Source organism: Plantibacter sp. M259, from assembly GCF_006065115.1.
Taxonomy (GTDB): domain Bacteria; phylum Actinomycetota; class Actinomycetes; order Actinomycetales; family Microbacteriaceae; genus Plantibacter; species Plantibacter auratus.
Genome location: NZ_CP040750.1, coordinates 4130149 through 4149379, shown reverse-complemented (window position 1 = coordinate 4149379; position 19231 = coordinate 4130149). Strand labels below are relative to the sequence as shown.

Below are 19231 nucleotides of genomic sequence, written 5' to 3'. Positions count from 1 at the left end.
CGCTCAGACGCCGTTCTGACGGTCGGGTGCCGGTACCGCGGCCGCGGCGGCGCGGTGCCAGACCGCGTCGACCTGGCTGAGGGTGTGCTCGAGCGAGCCGGCGGTGTCGATCACCACGTCGGCGACGGCGGCGCGCTGCTCCTCGGTCGCCTGGGCCGCGATCCGTCGTTCCGCCTCGCCCCGGTCGAGCCCCCGGAGGTCGACGAGCCGACGGGCGCGCTCCCCCTCCGGAGCCGCGGCGACGACCACGAGGTCGAACTCGTCGGCGCGGCCGGTCTCGACGAGCAGCGGGACGTCGTAGACGACGACGGCACCGGGGTCGCTCGAGGCTTCGGCGATCCGGGCCTGCGAACGCCGCTTGACCTCCGGGTGCACGATGGCGTTGAGGTCGGCCCGCGCGTGGTCGTCGGCGAAGACGATGGAGCCGAGCGCAGCGCGGTCGAGTGCTCCGTCGGGCCCGATCACGTCGGCACCGAAGCGCTCCGCGATGGCGGCCAGTCCCGGGGTCCCCGGCTCGACGGCCTCTCGTGAGAGGACGTCCGCGTCGATGACGACGGCGCCGTGTTCAGCGAGCCGGGCCGCGATGGTCGATTTGCCGGAGGCGATCCCGCCGGTGAGGCCGATGAGGTACATGTCAGCCAGCGTACCCGCGGAGCGTGCAGCGCCTTCGACGAGCGCCCCTCGCACAACGCAGCAGGGGGCCGCCCGAAGGCGACCCCCTGCTGGACACCGACGCTGGTCGGTGCTGGTGGGACTAGTTGCTCGAGAGCTTCTCGCGGAGGGCCGCGAGGGACTCGTCGTCAGCGAGCGTGCCGCCGCCGGCGGAGTCGCTCGAGAACGAGGAACCGGCCGACGAGGACGCGGTCGACGAGGAAGCCTGGTTGGCCTCTTCGACGGCTGCGGCAGCGACCTGCTTCTTGTGCGCTTCCCAACGAGCCTGGGCGGCAGCGTAGTCCTGCTCCCACTTCTCGCGCTCGGCGTCGAAGCCTTCCTTCCACTCCTGCGTCTCGGCGTCGAAGCCCTCGGGGTACTTGTAGTTCCCGAGCTCGTCGTATTCCGTGAGCATGCCGTAGAGGGCCGGGTCGAACTCGGTGCCCTCGGGGTCGACACCCTCGTTGGCCTGCTTGAGGCTCAGCGAGATGCGGCGACGCTCGAGGTCGATGTCGATGACCTTGACGAAGACCTCTTCGCCGACCGAAACGACCTGCTCGGCGAGCTCGACGTGCTTGCCGGAGAGCTCCGAGATGTGCACGAGGCCCTCGATGCCGTCTGCGACGCGGACGAACGCACCGAACGGGACGAGCTTGGTGACCTTACCCGGTGCAACCTGGCCGATGGCGTGGGTGCGGGCGAAGACCTGCCACGGGTCCTCCTGGGTCGCCTTGAGCGACAGCGAGACGCGCTCGCGGTCCAGGTCGACCTCGAGGATCTCGACGGTGACTTCCTGACCGACCTCGACGACCTCGCTGGCGTGCTCGATGTGCTTCCAGCTGAGCTCGGAGACGTGGACGAGACCGTCGACGCCGCCGAGGTCGACGAACGCGCCGAAGTTGACGATCGAGGAGACGACGCCCTTGCGGACCTGTCCCTTCTGGAGGTTGTTGAGGAAGGTGGTGCGGCTCTCGGACTGCGTCTGCTCGAGGAGCGCACGGCGCGACAGGACCACGTTGTTGCGGTTCTTGTCGAGCTCGAGGATCTTCGCCTCGATCTCCTGGCCGAGGTACGGCGTGAGGTCGCGGACGCGGCGCAGCTCGATGAGCGAAGCCGGGAGGAAGCCACGGAGGCCGATGTCGACGATGAGGCCGCCCTTGACGACCTCGATGACCGAACCGGTGACGACGCCGTCGGATTCCTTGATCTTCTCCACGTCGCCCCAAGCGCGCTCGTACTGCGCGCGCTTCTTGGACAGGATCAGACGGCCTTCCTTGTCCTCCTTCTGGAGAACGAGAGCCTCGATCGTGTCGCCGACGTTGACGACCTCGGAGGGGTCGACGTCGTGCTTGATGGAGAGTTCACGCGAGGGGATGACACCCTCGGTCTTGTAGCCGACGTCGAGGAGGACCTCGTCGCGGTCGATCTTCACGACGGTGCCCTCGATGAGGTCGCCGTCGTTGAAGAACTTCAGAGTCTTTTCGACCGCTGCGAGGAAGTCCTCAGCAGATCCGATGTCGTTGATTGCGACCTGCTTGGGGGCGGTCGTTGCGCTTGTCATGTAGTAATTGCTCCAGGTGGACAATGATTCAGGCCGGCCTCGCGCACGGCTCCGGACCCGTGGATGACCACGGACGTTGATCGAAGCGATGCTGTTGTGTGAACCGATCCGGGGATCGGTGTCGCTCTGCGAGACGGGCAGGCGGATAGGACGTCACAATTGTGACAGTCCAGTCTAGCGATTTTCCGGGTGTGCAGGCAAGCCGCGGTCGGAGAAGATGTCCCGCAGTGCTGGGTCGAGCGTCGGGTGCTCGAACCGGTAGCCCGCCTGCAGCAACCGCTCCGGCATCGCCCAGCGGCTCTTCAGGACCAGCTCGCTCTCGGTCCGCAGGACGGACATTCCGATCTCCAGCAACCAGCGGGGTGCAGGGAGGCCGAGCGGCATCCCGAGCACGTACCGCACGGTCCGCATGAATCCGCGGTTGTCGGTGGGGTTCGGTGACGTCACGTTGACGACGCCGACGAGTTCGGGATGGCCACGGAGGAACCGGACGATGCCGACGACGTCGTCCAGATGGATCCAGCTGAACCGCTGCCGCCCGCCCGGCGTCCCGAACCGGTGATCCGTGCCGGCGGCACGACGCGATCGGGAAGTGGGCCAGTGACCGTCCAGTTGGGGTCCACCGAGGCCGAGACGCGCCAACCACCGGAGCGGCGTGAGCGCTCCGCCGTCGCCCAGGACGATCGCGATGCGGAGGGCGACCCGTCGTGTCCCGGGCAGCTCGTCCGCGAAGAACGCCTGTTCCCAGGCAGTCGCGACCTCGACGGAGAACCCGGAACCGATCTCACCGTCGGCCTCTGTCATCGGGCGGTCGTCGGCATGGCGGTAGATCGTGGCGGTCGACGAATTGATCCAGAGCGGCGGAGGCGAGGCGGCTGCACGCACTGCCCGCGCCAGCTCCGTCGTCGTGTCCACGCGGGACCGGAGGATCTCGGCGCGGTTCGACGGGGTGTAGCGACAGTTCACGCTCTTCCCGGCGAGGTTGACCAGCAGGTCCGCTCCGTCGACCAGCCGGGCGATGCCCATGTGGTCACCCCACCGCGCGTCGGCGGCACCGCGCCCGATGACGGAGACGGTGGCGCCGTCGGCCCGGAACGACTCGACCAGACGACGCCCGATGAACCCGGACGCGCCGGCGACGACGATCCGTTCGGGCGTCATCCGAGCATCGCCGACCGCAGCGTGTCGAGCCCGACGCCACCGAGGTCCAGTGCCCGACGGTGGAAGTCCTTGATGTCGAAGGCATCCCCGGCGCGGCGGGCCGCGTCGTCACGGAGCTGTTCCCAGATGCGCTGGCCGATCTTGTACGACGGCGCTTGGCCGGGCCAACCGAGGTACCGGTTGACCTCGAACCGGACGAACTCCGGCGACATGTTGACGTTGCGACCCATGAAGTCGAAGGCGTACTCGGCGGTCCAGGTACCGCTGCCGTCCGGAAGCGGCTTGCCGAGGTGCACGCCGATGTCGAGGACGACGCGGGCCGCGCGCATCCGCTGACCGTCGAGCATGCCCAGGCGGTTCGCCGGGTCGTCGAGGTATCCGAGCTGTTCCATCAGGCGCTCGGCGTAGAGCGCCCAGCCCTCGGCGTGGCCGGAGGTGCCGGCGAGCTGTCGGCGCCACAGATTGAGCGTCTTCCGGTTGACGACGGCCTGCCCGATCTGCAGGTGATGTCCTGGCACACCCTCGTGATAGACGGTCGTGAGCTCGCGCCACGTGTCGAACTCGGTGACGCCGGCGGGGACGGACCACCACATGCGGCCAGGGCGTGAGAAGTCGTCCGTCGGGCCGGTGTAGTAGATCCCGCCCTCCTGCGTCGGCGCGATCATGCACTCGAGCGCTCGGATCTCCTGCGGGATGTCGAAGTGCGTGCGCCCCAGCTCCTCGACCGCACGGTCACTCGTCTCCTGCATCCACTGCTGGAGTGCGTCGGTGCCGTGCAGCTTGCGCGCCGGATCCTGTTCGAGGAAGGCGACCGCCTCCTCGACGGATGCTCCGGGGAGGATCTCGTTCGCGATCGCCTCCTGCTCCGACACCATGCGCGCCAGTTCCTCGATGCCCCACTCGTAGCTCTCGTCGAGGTCGACCGTCGCGCCGAGGAAGCGGCGGGACTGCAGCGCGTAGAGCTCGCGCCCGATGGCGTCCTCTTCGGTCGCGGCAGGCAGCAGATCGTGCGCGAGGAAGTCCGCCAGGCGGTTGTAGGCGACGGCTGCAGCGCCGGCACCCGTCGAGAGTTCGGCGGCGAGGGACGCCGGGAGCTGGCCGTCCTCAGGGCCGGCGTTGGCGGCGAAGCCGATGAAGAACCCGTCGTCGGCGCCGGTGCGGAGGACCTGCTCGTACACCTCGGCCACCTGGCGGCGTGCCGGGGTGATGCCCCGGGCGATGCCCTCGCGCAGGTTTTCGATGTACCCGTCGACCGCGTCCGGCAACGCGCCGAGGCGGGTCCGGATGGTGCTCCAGTCCTCGACCGTCGCGGTCGGCATCAGGTCGAAGACGTCGCGCAGCTCCTGCGACGGCGACGCGATCACGTTGAGGTCGCGGTACTGGAGACCGGCCTCCGACGAGGCGAGGTCGAGCTCCAGTTCCGCCGAGAGGTCGGTCTGGGTGACGCGGTCGACGGCGTCGACCGGTGCGGCGGAGCGCAGCTCGCGAAGCGTGCGCGACGCGGCTTCGATGTACGCCTCGTGCCCGGCCGGCGAGTAGTCGCCGTACCGTCCGCCGACATCCGTGCGGCCGATGTAGGTGCCGACCTCCGGTTTCAGCCGGACGAGGGTCTCCACCCAGCTCTCGGCGATGGCGTCGATCGGTGTGCTCTGACGAGGTTCTTCGTGGGACATGACGTCGAGCCTAGTCCGCACCCGTCCGGCGCCCGGGTGCGGACCCTCAGGGCGCTCAGTGGGCTGCGGCGTCCCAATCGTGGCCGCGGCCGATCTGGACCTCCAGCGGTACCGACAGTTCGGCGGCACCGGCCATCTGCGCTCGGACGATGCGCTCCAGGGCGTCCCACTCCCCCTCGGCGACCTCGAAGATCAGTTCGTCGTGCACCTGCAGCATCATCTGCGAGCTGAGGGACTCGGACCGCAGCTCGGACTCGATGCCGATCATGGCGCGTTTCATGATGTCGGCGGCCGAACCCTGGATCGGGGCGTTCAGCGCCTGGCGTTCGGCGTTCTCCCGGACCAGTCGGTTGGGGCTCGAGAGCTCGGGGAAGAGCCTGCGACGACCGAAGATCGTCTCGGTGTAGCCGTCGAGTTTCGCCTGCTCGACGACGTTGCGCAGGTAGTCGCGGACCGCACCGAAGCGCTCGAAGTAGTCGACCATGAGCTGTTTCGCCTCAGCGCTCGAGATCCGCAGCTGCTTCGAGAGCCCGAACGCGCTCAGGCCGTAGGCGAGTCCGTAGGACATCGCCTTCACCTTGTTGCGCATCGCGGGCGTGACGTCCTCGGCGGCGACGCCGAAGATGCGCGCGCCGACGAAGCGGTGGAGGTCCTCGCCGGACTTGAACGCCTCGATGAGGCCGGCGTCGCCGGAGAGGTGCGCCATGATCCGCATCTCGATCTGCGAGTAGTCGGCGGTCAGCAGGGTCTCGTACCCGGAGCCGGCTTGGAAGGCGGCGCGGATGCGGCGTCCCTCCTCGGTGCGCACGGGGATGTTCTGCAGGTTCGGGTCGGTCGAGGAGATCCGACCGGTGCTGGTCCCGATCTGCACGTACGTCGTGTGGATGCGGCCGTCGGGCGTGATCGCCTTGTCGAGCGTCTCCACGATCTGGCGGAGCTTCGTCGCATCGCGGTGCTCGAGGAGGAGCCCGAGGAATGGGTGCGGGTTCTTCTCCTGGAGATCGGCCAGAGCGCCGGCGTCCGTCGAGAAGCCCGTCTTGTTGGCGCGTGTCTTCGGCATGGCGAGCTGGTCGAAGAGGACCTCCTGCAGCTGCTTCGGGGATCCGAGGTTGACCTCGCGGCCGATCTCCGCATACGCGTTGCTCGCGAGCTCCGCCGCCCGGTTGCCGAGCTGCTCGGACAGGCCGCTCAGGATGTCGTGGTCGACAGTGACGCCGGTCAGCTCCATGTGGGCCAGCACCTGGAGGACCGGCAGCTCCATGTCGAGCAGGACGCCGAGCGACCCGGCGTCGAGTGCCGCGCGGGTCGCCTCGGCGACCCGGAGGGCGTACCAGGCGGTGCCGCCGACCCCCACGGGGTCGGTCTCGGGGACGAGCTGGTTCGGGTCGGCGACCGGCATCGTCTCGTCGAGATAGCGCGTGATGAGGTCGGCGATCGTCTTGTCGCCACCGCTCGGACGCAGGAGCCAGCCGGCGACCGCGGTGTCGTAGCCGAGACCGCCGACCGTCAGGCCGGCGCGCGTGACCGCCTGGAGCTGCGGCTTGGCGTCGTGCATGATCTTCGGGGCGTCGCTCGCCAACCACGCTTCGAGCGGGGCGTAGTCGGCTTCACCGGGACGCCAGGCGAGCGAGACGATCTCCGTGGGGGTCGCGAGGCCGGCTGCGACCGGGAGGCCTCCGTCGAGGTCGAGGTGGAGACCGATCCCGGCGGGATGTGCGGCGACGGCACGGGTGATCCACGCCTCGAGCTCTTCGTCGAGCAGCTCCTTCTGCGGTGGCATGACCACGCCGCCCGCCTGCGGTGCGGACACATCCGTGTTGGCCTCGAGTCCGTCGAGTTTGAGGACCCGATCGAGCAGCGTGCGGAACTCGAGCCGCCCGAAGACGGCCGCCACCGCGTCCGCGTCGATCGGTCGGCGTTCGAGGTCCTTCGGTCCGACAGGCAGTTCGACGTCGGTGAGAAGCCGGTTGAGGCGGCGGTTGCGGACCGCGTTCTCCTTGTGCTCGCGGAGGCTCTCCCCCACCTTGCCGGTGATCTCGTCGGCGCGCTCGAGGATCTGCTCCAGGGAGCCGAACTGGTTGAGCCACTTCACGGCGGTCTTCTCGCCGACCTTCGGGATGCCCGGGAGGTTGTCGCTCGTCTCGCCGACGAGCGCCGCGATCTCCGGGTACTGCTCCGGGCGGATGCCGTAGCGCTCGAAGACCTTGGCTCCGTCGTACCGGGTGAGCGCGGAGACGCCCTGGCTCGACGGGTACAGCAGGGTGACGTCGTCGGTGACGAGCTGGATGGTGTCGCGGTCGCCGGAGACGACCAGGACCCGGAAGCCCTCCTCAGCGCCCTGCTTGGCGAGGGTGGCGAGGATGTCGTCGGCCTCGTAATCCTCTTTGCTGATCGTCGTGATGTTCATCGCCTTGAGCGCCTCTTCGAGCAGCGGCACCTGCCCCTTGAACTCCGCCGGGGTCTCACCGCGCGTGCCCTTGTACTCGGGGTACTCGCGGGTGCGGAAGGAACGGCGCGAGATGTCGAAGGCCACGGCGATGTGGCTCGGGTTCTCGTTCTTGAGCAGGCTGATCAGCATGGAGATGAAGCCGTGGATGGCGTTCGTGTGCTGACCGTCGCGGGTTTGGAAGCTGTCGACCGGCAGGGCGTAGAACGCCCGGAATGCGAGCGAGTGGCCGTCGACGACGAGGAGGGTAGGCTTTTCTGATTCCGACACGCGCCCAGCCTACAAGCCGGCGCCGACACGGCTCAGGCCCGATCCGAAGGTGGACATGACGAACGAGACCGACGACGCACTCGAGTTCCTGCGGACGAGGGGCAGCGGCGCACTCGCCGCCAAGATGGGCATCGAGTTCACCGAGTTCACGGTGCAGCGATCCGTCGCCACCATGCCCGTCGAGGGCAACACCCAGCCCGCGATGCTGCTGCACGGCGGGGCGTACGTCGTGCTCGGCGAGTCCCTCGGCTCGATGGCCGCCAACCTCTTCGCGGGCCCGGGCAAGCTCGCCGTCGGCATCGACATCAACGCGACGCACACCAGGTCCGCCACCGAGGGCCTCGTGACGGGTGTCTGCACCCCGATCCACCTCGGTCGCTCGCTCACCGTGCACGAGATCGCCGTCACCGACGAGCAGGGACGACGGTGCTCCACGATCCGCATCACGAACCTCATCAAGGACGCACCGACCGGCTGACGAGCCCGGCACCGGACACAGCAGAGCGGCCCGCCCCGAGGGACGGGCCGCTCTTGCGACGAGGGAGGAGCGCTACTTCTTGGCGCTGAGCTGCTCGATGATGGCCTGCGCGACATCGTGCATGGTGAGGCGGCGGTCCATGGAGGCCTTCTGGATCCAGCGGAACGCCTCGGGCTCGGTGAGGCCCATCTTCTCGTTGAGGAGGCCCTTCGCCCGGTCGACGAGCTTGCGGGTCTCGAAGCGCTCGACCATGTCGGCGACCTCGGCCTCGAGGGTGATGATCTGCTGGTAGCGCGAGAGGGCGATCTCGATCGCGGGAAGAAGGTCGTTCGGCGTGAACGGCTTCACGACGTAGGCGAGGGCACCTGCCTCACTCGCCCGCTCGACGAGCTCCTTCTGGCTGAAGGCCGTGAGGAGGACCACCGGGGCGATGTGCGCCTTGCCGATGCGCTCGGCCGCGGAGATGCCGTCGAGCTGAGGCATCTTGACGTCCATGATCACGAGATCCGGACGGAGTTCCGTCGCGAGGGCGACAGCGGTCTCGCCGTCGCCGGCCTCGCCGACGACCTCGAAACCGTTGTCGCGGAGGATCTCGACGATGTCGAGGCGGATGAGGGATTCGTCCTCAGCGACGACGACGCGCCGTGGGGCTGCGGGAGGGGTCTCTTGCTCGGTCACCCTCAAATCCTACGGTACTCTGATGCAGGTTGCTGTTCGCCGTGCGGCGGACGCGCCGGTGTGGCGGAATGGCAGACGCGGAGCACTCAAAATGCTTTGTCGAAAGACGTGTGGGTTCGAGTCCCACCACCGGTACTCTCTTCACCCAGTTCAGGCCCGGACTCAGCCCGTCCAGGCTCCGACGACTCGTGAACCGCCCTCGATCGTCAAGCCCCTGCGGGAGGTGTCGGCGACGCCGTAGCGTACCGTCGAGAGCACGGCGTACCTCACGTCGTCCGACACGATGGGACCCGACACCATGACCGCAGAGCACACCGACCCGCGCCAGGACGTCCACGACGCCAGCACAGACGACCGGCTCCAGGGCATCCTGGTGCAGGTCGCAGCAGACCGGTCCCTCACCCCGGACCTCGACGTCCGGGCAGCGCTGGCGGACCGTCTCAGCGACCAGGGCATCGACGTCGACGCCGCCGAGCTCGACCGTCTCGTCGGCTCGCTCCCGGGTCAGCCCGGCGAAGAGCCCGGACCGTTCCTCACGGACGGCGCGACCTCGGCCGACGACGCGAACTGATCAGAAGCCGCGCTCGACGGCGGCGGCCGGACCGTCGGCCTCCGTCGTCAGCTCCGGTCCGCCGACGGCGTCGCCCGTCCAGGTGTCGACCCGCCAACCGGTCGTCGTGTCCCCGTCGACGATGATGACGCCCGTGTTCGTGATGGGGTGCGTGCCGATGAAGTGTCCGTCGACGTTCGCCCCGCGCAGCCCGAGCCAGGACCGGAGCATCGCTCCGTGGCTCACGACCACCACGCTCTCCAGTCCGGAGCCCTCGAGCTCCTCGATCACGGCGTCGAAGCGCGCGAACACCTCGTGGCCGTCCTCGCCGCCCGGCATCCGGGTGTCGAGGTCGCCCATCGCCCACGCCACGATGGTGTCGATGTAGACCTGGACGGCCTCGGGCGACCCGAGCATCTCGTTGTCGCCGGCGCTGATCTCCCGGAGTCCGTCGCGGACGATCACGGGAAGCCCGCTGACTTCGGCGACGGGTGCGGCGGTCTGTTGCGCCCGCACCGCGGTGGAGGCGTAGACCGCGTCGATCCGCTCCCCCGCGAGCGCTTTGGGGAGCGCGGCCGCCTGCGTCTCGCCGAGTTCGGTGAGGACGGCCCCGGGGATCGCGGTGTCGAGCAGGCCGGCGACGTTGGACGAGGTCTGACCGTGTCTGATGAGGATGAGGCGCATACCTCCAGGGTAGGCGAGCGACCGGACGGCGGTCATCTCCCGGTGCGGAGTGTGCCGGGATCAGCTGCGGACGCTCCACTGCGGTTCGGCACTCCCCAGGACCGCCGCCGGGGACGGGTAGTCGTCGAATGCGCTGAGCGCGGGGCGGGCCGTCGTCACCGCACCGTGGGTGACCAGACACCGCGCTCCCGGGAGGTCGGACGGCGGGCGTTCCTCGGTTCGTGGCAGTCGCTGGAGCGCCGCACCGACGCGCGCGAGCGACACCGACGACCGGCCGGCATCACCGCCGCCGACGACCCTCGCCACGTCGTCGAGGATGGCCGCCGCCAGGAGGTATCCCGCGCTGTGGTCGAGCGCCTGAGCCGGCAGGGCACCCGGGTCGCCGTCCGCCCTTCGACCACCGCGATCCCCGTGGCGGCTTGGACCAGGCTGTCGAAGCCGCGTCGATCACCCCAGGGCCCCGTCGTACCCCAGGCGTCGACGGAGCCGGTGACCAGACCGTCGCGACCTCGCAGACCGAGGCGCTCGAGGGCGTGTGGCCGGTACCCCGTCACCAGGATGTCGGCCTCGTCGCTCAGCGTCTGCAGTGTCGCGAGGCCGCGCGGTGTCGACGCGTCGAGGGTCGCCGTCCGCTTCCCCTGGCCGCTGTCGGTGTGCTGCCACGGGATCTCGGGGACCTGCGGTGGATCCACGCGCAGGACGTCCGCGCCGAGGAGCGCGAGGGTCCTCGTGGACACCGGACCGGCGATCACCCGCGTCAGGTCGAGGACGCGGAGGCCGCGCAAGGGTTGTCTCCTCGTCGGCCGCGCCCACGAGGCGATCGCCGAGCCGACGGAGCCGCCATGACGCCTGACGAGCGGTCCATCACCGACGGCGGCCTGTGGTGTGGACGACCACTCGGCAGCGCTCCGGACGGCGACGAGGAGTGCGCCGACTCCCGCGGCCTCCGATTCCAAGTCGAGAGCCGAGCGGGAGGCGATCGCCGAGGCGAGCTCTGCGCGGGTGGCCTCGTCGCCGATCCCGAGCATGGCGCTCAGGCGGCGGCGATGGTGCGGGTAGTTCGCGTGCGTGCGCACCCAGCCGTCTGCCGCGGCGAAGAAGCCGGACAGTGGCGTGAACGCGTCCACGGCTGCTCCGTCGATCCGCAACAGGCGGTCGCTTTGGTAGGCCGCGGCGATCCGCTCGAGGTCGAGAGCCGTGTGCAACGGCTCGTACCCGAGGGCGATGCGGAGTCGGTCGGCGGCATCCTCCACGGCGCCGACGGCGACCGCGGCGAGCTCCAGGACGGCGAATCGGGAGGCCAGGAGTCCCGCCGACCCGGCCGTCTCACGGTCGACTCCTCCCGGGTCCAGGCCAACGGCGCTGCGGAGGGCTTCGTCGACGAGGACGGAACGGTTCATGGGCATCAGGCTAGACCCACGGCGTCCGGAATCGCGGTGCCAGCGCACACCCGGCGGACGACGAAGGCCGGGGTCCCCGTACGGGAGGACCACGGCCTTCGCTGCTGTCGACGACTAGAGGACGTCGCCCACCTTGTGGACGCGGATGTCGTTCGTCGTCCCGGGGATGCCGGGAGGGGAACCGGAGATGATGATGACCGGCTCACCGACGGCGGCCTTGCCCGTGGCGACGAGGACTTCGTCCACCTGGGCGACCATCTGGTCGGTGTGCGTCACGCGCTCGACGACGAAGGACTCGACGCCCCAGTTCAGCGCCATCCGACGACGGATTGCCGGGTCGGGCGTGAACGCCAGGATCGGGATCCGGTTGCGGAGACGGGCCATGCGGCGGACCGACTCCCCCGACTCCGTGAAGACGCAGAGGAACTTCGCCTCGACGAAGTCCGCCACCTCGACGGCAGCCAGCGTGATCGCTCCAGCCTGGGTGCGCGGCTTCGTGCCGAGCGGCGGAACGCGGTCGAGACCGTGGATCTCGGTCGACTCGACGATACGGGCCATGGTCTGGACCGTGATCACCGGGTAGGCGCCGACACTCGTCTCGCCACTGAGCATGACCGCGTCAGCACCGTCGAGCACCGCGTTCGCGACGTCGGAGGTCTCCGCACGGGTCGGGATGGGGCTGGAGATCATCGACTCGAGCATCTGCGTCGCGACGATGACCGGCTTCGCCATGCGGCGAGCGAGCTCCACCGCGCGCTTCTGCACGATCGGGACGGCCTCGAGCGGGAGCTCGACACCGAGGTCGCCACGGGCGACCATGATCGCGTCGAACGCCTCGACGATGCCCTCGAGGTTCTCGACGGCCTGCGGCTTCTCGATCTTGGCGATCACGGGGACCTTGCGGCCCTCCTCCGCCATGATCTCGTGGACACGGTCGATGTCGGCCGCGTCGCGCACGAACGACAGTGCGATGAGGTCGGCGCCGAGACGCAGTCCCCAGCGGAGGTCCGCTTCGTCCTTCTCGCTGAGCGCGGGGACGTTGACGGCCACGCCGGGGAGGTTGATGCCCTTGTTGTTCGACACCGGGCCGGCGACGATGACGCGCGTGGTCACGACGGTGTCGTCCGCTTCAACGACCTCGACCTTGACCTTGCCGTCGTCGATCAGGAGGAAGTCGCCCGGCTTGACGTCCTGGGGCAGGCCCTTGAACGTCGTCGAGGAGATCTCCTTGGTGCCGAGGATGTCCTCGGTCGTGATCTTGAAGATGTCGCCGACGGCGAGGTCGTACGGGCCGCCCTCGAACTTGCCGAGGCGGATCTTCGGGCCCTGCAGGTCGACCAGGACGGCGACGGCACGGCCGGAGTCCTCGGTGGCCTTGCGCACGTTGGCGTAGATGGCCTCGTGCACGTCGTAGCTACCGTGGCTCAGGTTCATCCGGGTGACATCGACCCCCGCATCGATGATGGCCCGGATGTTCTCATAGCTGGAGACTGCAGGCCCCAGCGTTGCGACGATCTTGGCTCGTCTCATGTGTGTGTGTTCTCCATGATTTCTGCGCGCGAGGCGCTTCGGTACTCACTGCTCGGCATGATGCGTCCGACGCTTGTCGTCCGCTTGAAAGCCTAGAGGGAGATGGGCTGGTCCGTGGGACGGACCGGGAAGGGAAGCTGGGTCTCGCCCTCGAGGTACTGGTCGACGGCCGCCGCCGCAGCGCGGCCCTCGGCGATCGCCCACACGATGAGGGACTGGCCACGACCGGCGTCGCCCGCGACGAACACGCCGGGCTGGTTGGTCTGGTAGTCGTGCTCCCGTGCCACGTTGCCGCGCCCGGTGAAGGGGAGCTGGAACTGCGACTCGAGGGTCTCGCCCTCCGGGCCCGTGAATCCGAGCGCGAGGAGCACGAGGTCGGCCGGGATCTCACGTTCGGTGCCGCTCTTCGGCACGCGACGGCCGTCGACGAACTCCGTCTCGGCGACGCGGATCGCCCGCACCTCGCCGGCCTCGTTGGCGAGGAACTCGACGGTCGACACCAGGTACTCGCGGTTGCCGCCCTCTTCGTGCGCACTCGCGACCTCGAAGAGCGTCGGCATCATGGGCCACGGCTGGTGCTCGGGCCGCTCCCCAGCCGGCTGCGTGCCGATGGCGAGGTTCGTGACGGAGGCGGCACCCTGACGGTGCGCCGTGCCGATGCAGTCGGCACCGGTGTCGCCGCCGCCGAGGACCACCACGTGCTTGTCCTCCGCCGTGATCTGGTCGGAGACCATGTCGCCGGCGCCGACGCGGTTGGCCTGCACGAGGTACTCCATCGCGAAGTGGACCCCGGAGAAATCACGACCGGGGATCGGGAGGTCGCGCGGCACCATGGCACCGGTGGCGATGACGACGGCGTCGTAGCGGGCGCGGAGCTCGTCCCAGCTGATGTCGACCCCGATGTTCACGCCGGCGCGGAACCGGGTGCCCTCGTCCTGCATCTGCTTCAGCCGGATGTCGAGGTGCTTCTTCTCCATCTTGAAGTCGGGGATGCCGTAGCGCAGCAAACCGCCGATGCGGTCGTCGCGCTCGTAGACTGCGACCGTGTGCCCCGCACGCGTCAGCTGCTGGGCTGCGGCGAGACCGGCCGGACCGGAACCGACGACGGCGACCGTCTTGCCGGTCAGCCGCTCCGGCGGGTGGGACTCGACCCACCCGTTGGCGAACGCCTGATCGATGATCGAGACCTCGACCTGCTTGATGGTCACGGCGGGCTGGTTGATGCCCAGCACGCACGAACTCTCGCACGGCGCCGGGCAGAGACGACCCGTGAACTCCGGGAAGTTGTTCGTGGCATGCAGCCGCTCGATGGCCGAGCGTCCCTCGCCTCGCCACATCAGGTCGTTCCACTCCGGGATGAGGTTGCCCAGCGGGCAGCCCTGATGGCAGAACGGGATGCCGCAGTCCATGCAGCGACCAGCCTGCTTGCGGACGGTCGCGGGGTCGCTCTGCTCGTAGACCTCTTTCCAGTCCATGATGCGGACCGGCACGGGCCGGCGCTTCGGGAGCTCGCGCTCCGGTACCTTCAGGAATCCCTTGGGATCAGCCACCGGTCACCTCCAGGATTCGGTTCCATACGATGTCGCCGTCGGGGTCGAGCCCCTCGTCGAGTGCGGTCTGTCGGGTCGCCAGGACTGCCGCGTAGTCACGCGGGAGGACCTTGACGAACCGGGCGAGTGAGTCTTCGATGTCGGCGAGCAGCCGGCCGGCCAGCGGAGAACCGGTCTCCACGACGTGCCGTTCGAGGAGGTCGCGGACGATCTCGGCGTCGGCACTGTCGAGTTCGGACAGGGTGAGCTCCCCCGAGGCGAGGGAGTCGCGGTTGACCTGGTCGCGTTCGAGGTCGAACACGTAGGCCGTGCCGCCGGACATGCCCGCGCCGAGGTTCCGGCCGGTCTGACCCAGGATGACGGCGAGACCACCCGTCATGTACTCGAGCGCGTGGTCACCGACGCCTTCGACGACCGCCGTGGCGCCGGAGTTGCGCACCAGGAACCGCTCGCCGACGATCCCGCTCAGGAACATGGTGCCCTGGGTCGCGCCGTACCCGATGACGTTGCCGGCGATCACGTTCTCCTCGGGCGCGAAGGCTGCGCGCTCGGGTGGTCGGACGACGATCTGTCCACCGGACAGGCCCTTGCCGACGTAGTCGTTCGAGTCACCGATGAGTCGCAGGGCGATGCCGCCGGGGAGGAACGCACCGAAGGACTGCCCGGCCGAGCCGCGCAGGGTGATGTCGATGCTCCCTGCCGGGAGCCCGTTCTCGCCGTGCCGCCGGGTGACCTCGTGGCCGAGCATGGTGCCGACGGCTCGCTCCGTGTTCCGGATGGGCAGGTCGACCGAGAAATGGCCGCCGTGTTCGAGCACGTCCGAGGTGGCCGTGATGAGCTGCTGGTCGAAGTGCTTCTCGAGCTCGTGCTCCTGCGGGCGGCGGTTGATCCGCGGTTCGTCGTCGGCGAAGACGGGACCTACGAGGACCGGGGCCAGGTCGAGCCCGGACGCCTTCCAGTGGTCGATCGCACGGTCCGCGTCGATCAGTTCGTTGTGGCCGATCGCCTCCTCGAGCGTCCGGAACCCGAGCTCGGCGAGGTACTCGCGCACCTCCTGGGCGATGAACTCGAAGAAGTTCACGACGAACTCCGGCTTGCCGGTGAACCGTTCGCGCAAGACCGGGTTCTGCGTCGCGACGCCGACCGGGCAGGTGTCGAGGTGGCACACGCGCATCATGACGCACCCCGAGACGACGAGCGGCGCCGTCGCGAAACCGAACTCCTCGGCGCCGAGCAGGGCGCCGATGACCACGTCGCGTCCGGTCTTCATCTGACCGTCGACCTGCACCACGACGCGGTCGCGCATGTTGTTGAGCATGAGCGTCTGCTGCGTCTCAGCGAGACCCAGCTCCCACGGCGTGCCGGCGTGCTTCAGGGAGTTCAACGGGCTCGCACCGGTTCCGCCGTCGTGACCGGAGACCAGGATCACGTCGGAGAGCGCCTTCGCGACGCCCGCGGCCACCGCACCGATGCCGGACTGACTCACCAGCTTGGTGTGGATCCTGGCCCTCGGGTTCGCGCGCTTCAGGTCGAAGATGAGCTGCTTGAGGTCCTCGATCGAGTAGATGTCGTGGTGCGGCGGCGGCGAGATCAGCCCGACGCCCGCCGTGGCGTGCCGCGTCCGCGCCACCCACGGGTAGACCTTCGTCGGCGGCAACTGTCCGCCCTCGCCGGGCTTCGCACCCTGGGCGAGCTTGATCTGGATGTCGTCGGCGTGCGTCAGGTACATGCTCGTCACGCCGAACCGGCCTGAGGCGACCTGCTTGATCGCGCTGCGGCGCGTCGGGTCGAGGAGACGGTCGACGTCCTCACCGCCCTCACCCGTGTTCGACTTGGCACCGATGCTGTTCATCGCGATCGCCAGCGTCTCGTGCGCCTCGCGCGAGATGGAACCGTAGCTCATCGCCCCGGTCGAGAACCGCTTCACGATCGACGCGACCGACTCGACCTCGTCGAGCGGGACGGGTGGGCGGGCACCGGCGCGGAGCGTGAACATCCCGCGGAGCGTCATGAGCTGGGCCGCCTGGGAGTCGACCATGTGGGTGTACTCGCGGAAGATGTCGTACCGGCGCGTCTTGGTCGCGTGCTGGAGCTTGAAGACCGTCTCCGGGTTGAAGAGGTGCGGTGAACCGTCGCGGCGCCACTGGTACTCGCCGCCGGACTGCAGGCGCTCGTGGGCCGTCGATGCGGCGTCCTCGGGGTAGGCGTACCGGTGACGCTTCGCGTTCTCCTCGGCGATCACCTCGATGCCGACACCGCCGAGCTTCGTCTCCGTACCGGTGAAGTAGCTGTCGACGAGCTGCTGGCTCAGGCCGACGGCCTCGAAGGCCTGTGCTCCGGCGTAGGAGGACACCGTGGAGATGCCCATCTTCGACATGATCTTGAGCACGCCCTTGCCGAGCGCCTTGATGACGTTCTTGACGGCCTGCTCGCGGGTGACGCCCTGGATGAGGCCGCTGCGGACGAGGTCCTCGCAGCTCTCCATGGCCAGGTACGGGTTGATCGCGGAGGCACCGTAGCCGATGAGCAGCGCGACGTGGTGGACCTCGCGTACGTCGCCGGCCTCGACGACGAGCCCGACCTTCATCCGATTCTCGGCGCGGATGAGGTGGTGGTGCACGGCGGCGAGCGAGAGCAGCGACGGGATCGGCGCGAGGTCGGAGTTCGAGTCACGGTCGCTCAGGACGATGAACTCCGAGCCGGCGAGGATCGCCTGGTCGACCTCGTCGCACATCTCGCGCAGGCGCGTCTCGAGTCCGGCCGAGCCATCCTCGACGCGGTAGAGCGCCTTGACGGTCGTCGTCAGCGGGCTCGCCGGGTTCGGGTCGATGTGCTGGATCTTGGCGAGCTCGTCGTTGTCGATGACCGGGAAGTCGAGGACGACCTGCTTGGCGTGCTCGGGGCCCCACGAGAGGAGGTTGCGCTCCGGGCCGAGCCCGAGCTTCAGCGAGGTGACGACCTCCTCGCGGATCGAGTCGAGCGGCGGGTTGGTGACCTGGGCGAACTGCTGCACGAAGTAGTCGAACAGGAGCCGAGGGCGGTCGGAGAGCACCGCGATCGGGGTGTCCGACCCCATCGCGCCGAGCGGCTCCGCACCGTTCTGGCCCATGGGCTGCAGGAGGATGCGCACCTCCTCCTCGGTGTACCCGAAGGTCCGCTGGCGGCGGGTGACGGATGCCGGCGTGTGCACGATGTGCTCGCGCTCCGGCAGGTCGCTCAGGTTGATGCGTCCGGCGTCGAGCCAGTCGCCCCAGGGTGCCGATGCCGAGAGCTCGTCCTTGATCTCGTCGTCCTCGATGATCCGCCCGGCCTCGGTGTCGACGAGGAACATCTTTCCGGGGCGCAGGCGGCCCTTGCGCTTGACCCGGCTCGGGTCGACGTCGAGGACGCCGATCTCGCTACCCAGGACGACGAGACCGTCGGTCGTCTCCAGCCAGCGACCGGGACGCAGGCCGTTCCGGTCCAGGGTCGCGCCGACGAGTGAGCCGTCCGTGAAGGTGAGGGCGGCCGGACCGTCCCATGGCTCCATCTGCATGGAGTTGAACTCGTAGAAGTCGCGTCGCTCCTGCGACAACCCGGTCTGCTTCTCCCAGGCCTCGGGCACCATCATCATCATGGCGTGCGGGAGGGACCGTCCGGTCAGCGTCAGCAGCTCGAGGACCTCGTCGAACGAGGCGGAGTCGCTCGCTCCGGGCGTGATGATGGGGAGCAGCGGCCGGATGTCGCCGATGAGCTCGGACTCGAGCTGCGACTGCCGCGCGCGCATCCAGTTGCGGTTGCCCTCGACGGTGTTGATCTCGCCGTTGTGCGCCATCATGCGCAGCGGCTGGGCGAGCGGCCAGGACGGGAACGTGTTGGTGGAGTACCGCGAGTGGACGATGGCGAGCTTGGTCGCGAACCGTTCGTCGGACAGGTCGGGGTAGAACGGTTCGAGCTGCAGCGTCGTGACCATGCCCTTGTAGACGAGCGTGCGGCTCGACAGGGAGATGAAGTACGCACCGAGCTCGCGCTCCGCCCGCTTCCGGAGCCGGAAGGCGAGCCGGTCGAGGGTGATCCCGGTCGGCGTCGAGGCGCCGGACCCGGTGACGAACAGTTGCTCGAACGCCGGCATGGCCGCACGGGCGAGCTTCCCGAGCTCGTCGGGGTCGACTGGCACCTCGCGCCAGCCGAGGACGGTGAGTTCCTCCTCCGCGGCGATCGCGGCGATGCGCGTCTGGAGCTGTGCGCGCTCGGAGGCGTCGGTGGGCAGGAAGGCGATGCCCACGGCGTACGCACCGAGCGGCGGCAGGTCGAATCCGGCGACGCCGCGGAGGAAGGCGTCGGGCATCTGGGTGAGGATGCCCGCGCCGTCGCCGGTCCCGGCGTCGGAACCGATCGCGCCGCGGTGCTCCAGGTTGCGGAGCGAACCGAGCGCCGCGTCGATGATGCTGTGCGAAGCCTCGCCCGTCAGGGTCGCGACCATCGCCAGGCCACAGGCGTCCTTCTCGTTCGCCGGGTCGTACATGCCCTGCTTGGGCGGAACCGAACTGAACGAAGCGTACGGTGCATGCGCCATGGAATTACCGTCCTCACGAAAGGGGATCAGAAGGGGACGTCGCT

General features: G+C 68.9%; 13 protein-coding genes and 1 tRNA gene. 3 read left to right on the top strand and 11 right to left on the bottom strand.

The window, feature by feature from the left end; translation table 11 throughout:
- Window positions 1-3 precede the first annotated feature (3 nt).
- From coaE to polA, 5 genes are all read right to left on the bottom strand, one after another.
- Window positions 4-633 (bottom strand): dephospho-CoA kinase, encoded by a 630-nt coding sequence (gene coaE, locus FGL15_RS19395; protein WP_138947094.1) that lies wholly within the window; start codon window positions 631-633, stop codon window positions 4-6.
- A 121-nt stretch (window positions 634-754) separates the two neighbouring features.
- The gene (gene rpsA / locus FGL15_RS19390) at window positions 755-2212 is read right to left on the bottom strand and encodes a 30S ribosomal protein S1 (RefSeq protein WP_056005690.1); all 1458 of its coding nucleotides are present in this window, start codon (window positions 2210-2212) and stop codon (window positions 755-757) included.
- A 174-nt stretch (window positions 2213-2386) separates the two neighbouring features.
- Window positions 2387-3373 (bottom strand): epimerase, encoded by a 987-nt coding sequence (locus tag FGL15_RS19385; protein WP_138947093.1) that lies wholly within the window; start codon window positions 3371-3373, stop codon window positions 2387-2389.
- Complete coding sequence (locus FGL15_RS19380) at window positions 3370-5046, bottom strand: DUF885 domain-containing protein (RefSeq protein ID WP_138947092.1); 1677 nt, start codon at window positions 5044-5046, stop codon at window positions 3370-3372. The genes FGL15_RS19385 and FGL15_RS19380 overlap by 4 nt, the downstream gene beginning before the upstream one ends.
- Window positions 5047-5101: 55 nt before the next feature.
- A complete protein-coding gene (polA, locus tag FGL15_RS19375) occupies window positions 5102-7762 on the bottom strand; it encodes a DNA polymerase I (RefSeq protein ID WP_138947091.1) in 2661 nt (886 codons plus the stop codon).
- Window positions 7763-7817: 55 nt separating this feature from the next.
- Between polA and FGL15_RS19370 the strand changes: the two genes are divergently transcribed.
- A complete protein-coding gene (locus tag FGL15_RS19370; RefSeq protein ID WP_124769356.1) occupies window positions 7818-8240 on the top strand; it encodes a hotdog fold thioesterase in 423 nt (140 codons plus the stop codon).
- A 72-nt stretch (window positions 8241-8312) separates the two neighbouring features.
- Here FGL15_RS19370 and FGL15_RS19365 read toward each other — a convergent pair whose 3' ends face one another.
- The gene (locus FGL15_RS19365) at window positions 8313-8918 is read right to left on the bottom strand and encodes an ANTAR domain-containing response regulator (RefSeq protein ID WP_064296913.1); all 606 of its coding nucleotides are present in this window, start codon (window positions 8916-8918) and stop codon (window positions 8313-8315) included.
- A 54-nt stretch (window positions 8919-8972) separates the two neighbouring features.
- On the opposite strand from FGL15_RS19365, the gene FGL15_RS19360 reads away from it, so the two are divergent.
- Both FGL15_RS19360 and FGL15_RS19355 read left to right on the top strand, forming a co-directional pair.
- Window positions 8973-9053: transfer RNA gene (locus FGL15_RS19360), tRNA-Leu, on the top strand.
- Window positions 9054-9216: 163 nt separating this feature from the next.
- Entirely contained in the window at window positions 9217-9489 is a 273-nt protein-coding gene (locus tag FGL15_RS19355; protein ID WP_124769355.1) for a hypothetical protein, read from the top strand.
- Here FGL15_RS19355 and FGL15_RS19350 read toward each other — a convergent pair whose 3' ends face one another.
- From FGL15_RS19350 to gltB, 5 genes are all read right to left on the bottom strand, one after another.
- Window positions 9490-10152: a histidine phosphatase family protein gene (locus FGL15_RS19350; RefSeq protein ID WP_138947090.1), complete on the bottom strand. Its 663-nt coding sequence runs from the start codon at window positions 10150-10152 to the stop codon at window positions 9490-9492.
- Window positions 10153-10307: 155 nt separating this feature from the next.
- A complete protein-coding gene (locus FGL15_RS19345) occupies window positions 10308-11552 on the bottom strand; it encodes a CoA transferase (RefSeq protein WP_205858657.1) in 1245 nt (414 codons plus the stop codon).
- Window positions 11553-11666: 114 nt separating this feature from the next.
- Window positions 11667-13082 carry a pyruvate kinase gene (gene pyk / locus FGL15_RS19340; RefSeq protein WP_064296910.1) on the bottom strand — a complete coding sequence of 472 codons (1416 nt, stop codon included), beginning with the start codon at window positions 13080-13082 and terminating at the stop codon, window positions 11667-11669.
- A gap of 92 nt (window positions 13083-13174) precedes the next feature.
- The gene (locus FGL15_RS19335) at window positions 13175-14632 is read right to left on the bottom strand and encodes a glutamate synthase subunit beta (RefSeq protein WP_138947089.1); all 1458 of its coding nucleotides are present in this window, start codon (window positions 14630-14632) and stop codon (window positions 13175-13177) included.
- On the bottom strand, window positions 14625-19187 hold the full coding sequence (gltB, locus tag FGL15_RS19330; RefSeq protein WP_138947088.1) for a glutamate synthase large subunit: 4563 nt from the start codon (window positions 19185-19187) through the stop codon (window positions 14625-14627). The genes FGL15_RS19335 and gltB overlap by 8 nt, the downstream gene beginning before the upstream one ends.
- Window positions 19188-19231: the final 44 nt, after the last annotated feature.

Coding starts and splice junctions, on each gene's coding strand:
- FGL15_RS19370 (WP_124769356.1), top strand. CDS start 7,818: ATGACGAACGAGACCGACGACGCACTCGAGTTCCTGCGGACGAGGGGC.
- rpsA (WP_056005690.1), bottom strand. CDS start 2,212: ATGACAAGCGCAACGACCGCCCCCAAGCAGGTCGCAATCAACGACATC.
- FGL15_RS19380 (WP_138947092.1), bottom strand. CDS start 5,046: ATGTCCCACGAAGAACCTCGTCAGAGCACACCGATCGACGCCATCGCC.
- pyk (WP_064296910.1), bottom strand. CDS start 13,082: ATGAGACGAGCCAAGATCGTCGCAACGCTGGGGCCTGCAGTCTCCAGC.
- coaE (WP_138947094.1), bottom strand. CDS start 633: ATGTACCTCATCGGCCTCACCGGCGGGATCGCCTCCGGCAAATCGACC.
- FGL15_RS19345 (WP_205858657.1), bottom strand. CDS start 11,552: ATGAACCGTTCCGTCCTCGTCGACGAAGCCCTCCGCAGCGCCGTTGGC.
- FGL15_RS19385 (WP_138947093.1), bottom strand. CDS start 3,373: ATGACGCCCGAACGGATCGTCGTCGCCGGCGCGTCCGGGTTCATCGGG.
- FGL15_RS19350 (WP_138947090.1), bottom strand. CDS start 10,152: ATGCGCCTCATCCTCATCAGACACGGTCAGACCTCGTCCAACGTCGCC.
- FGL15_RS19355 (WP_124769355.1), top strand. CDS start 9,217: ATGACCGCAGAGCACACCGACCCGCGCCAGGACGTCCACGACGCCAGC.
- gltB (WP_138947088.1), bottom strand. CDS start 19,187: ATGGCGCATGCACCGTACGCTTCGTTCAGTTCGGTTCCGCCCAAGCAG.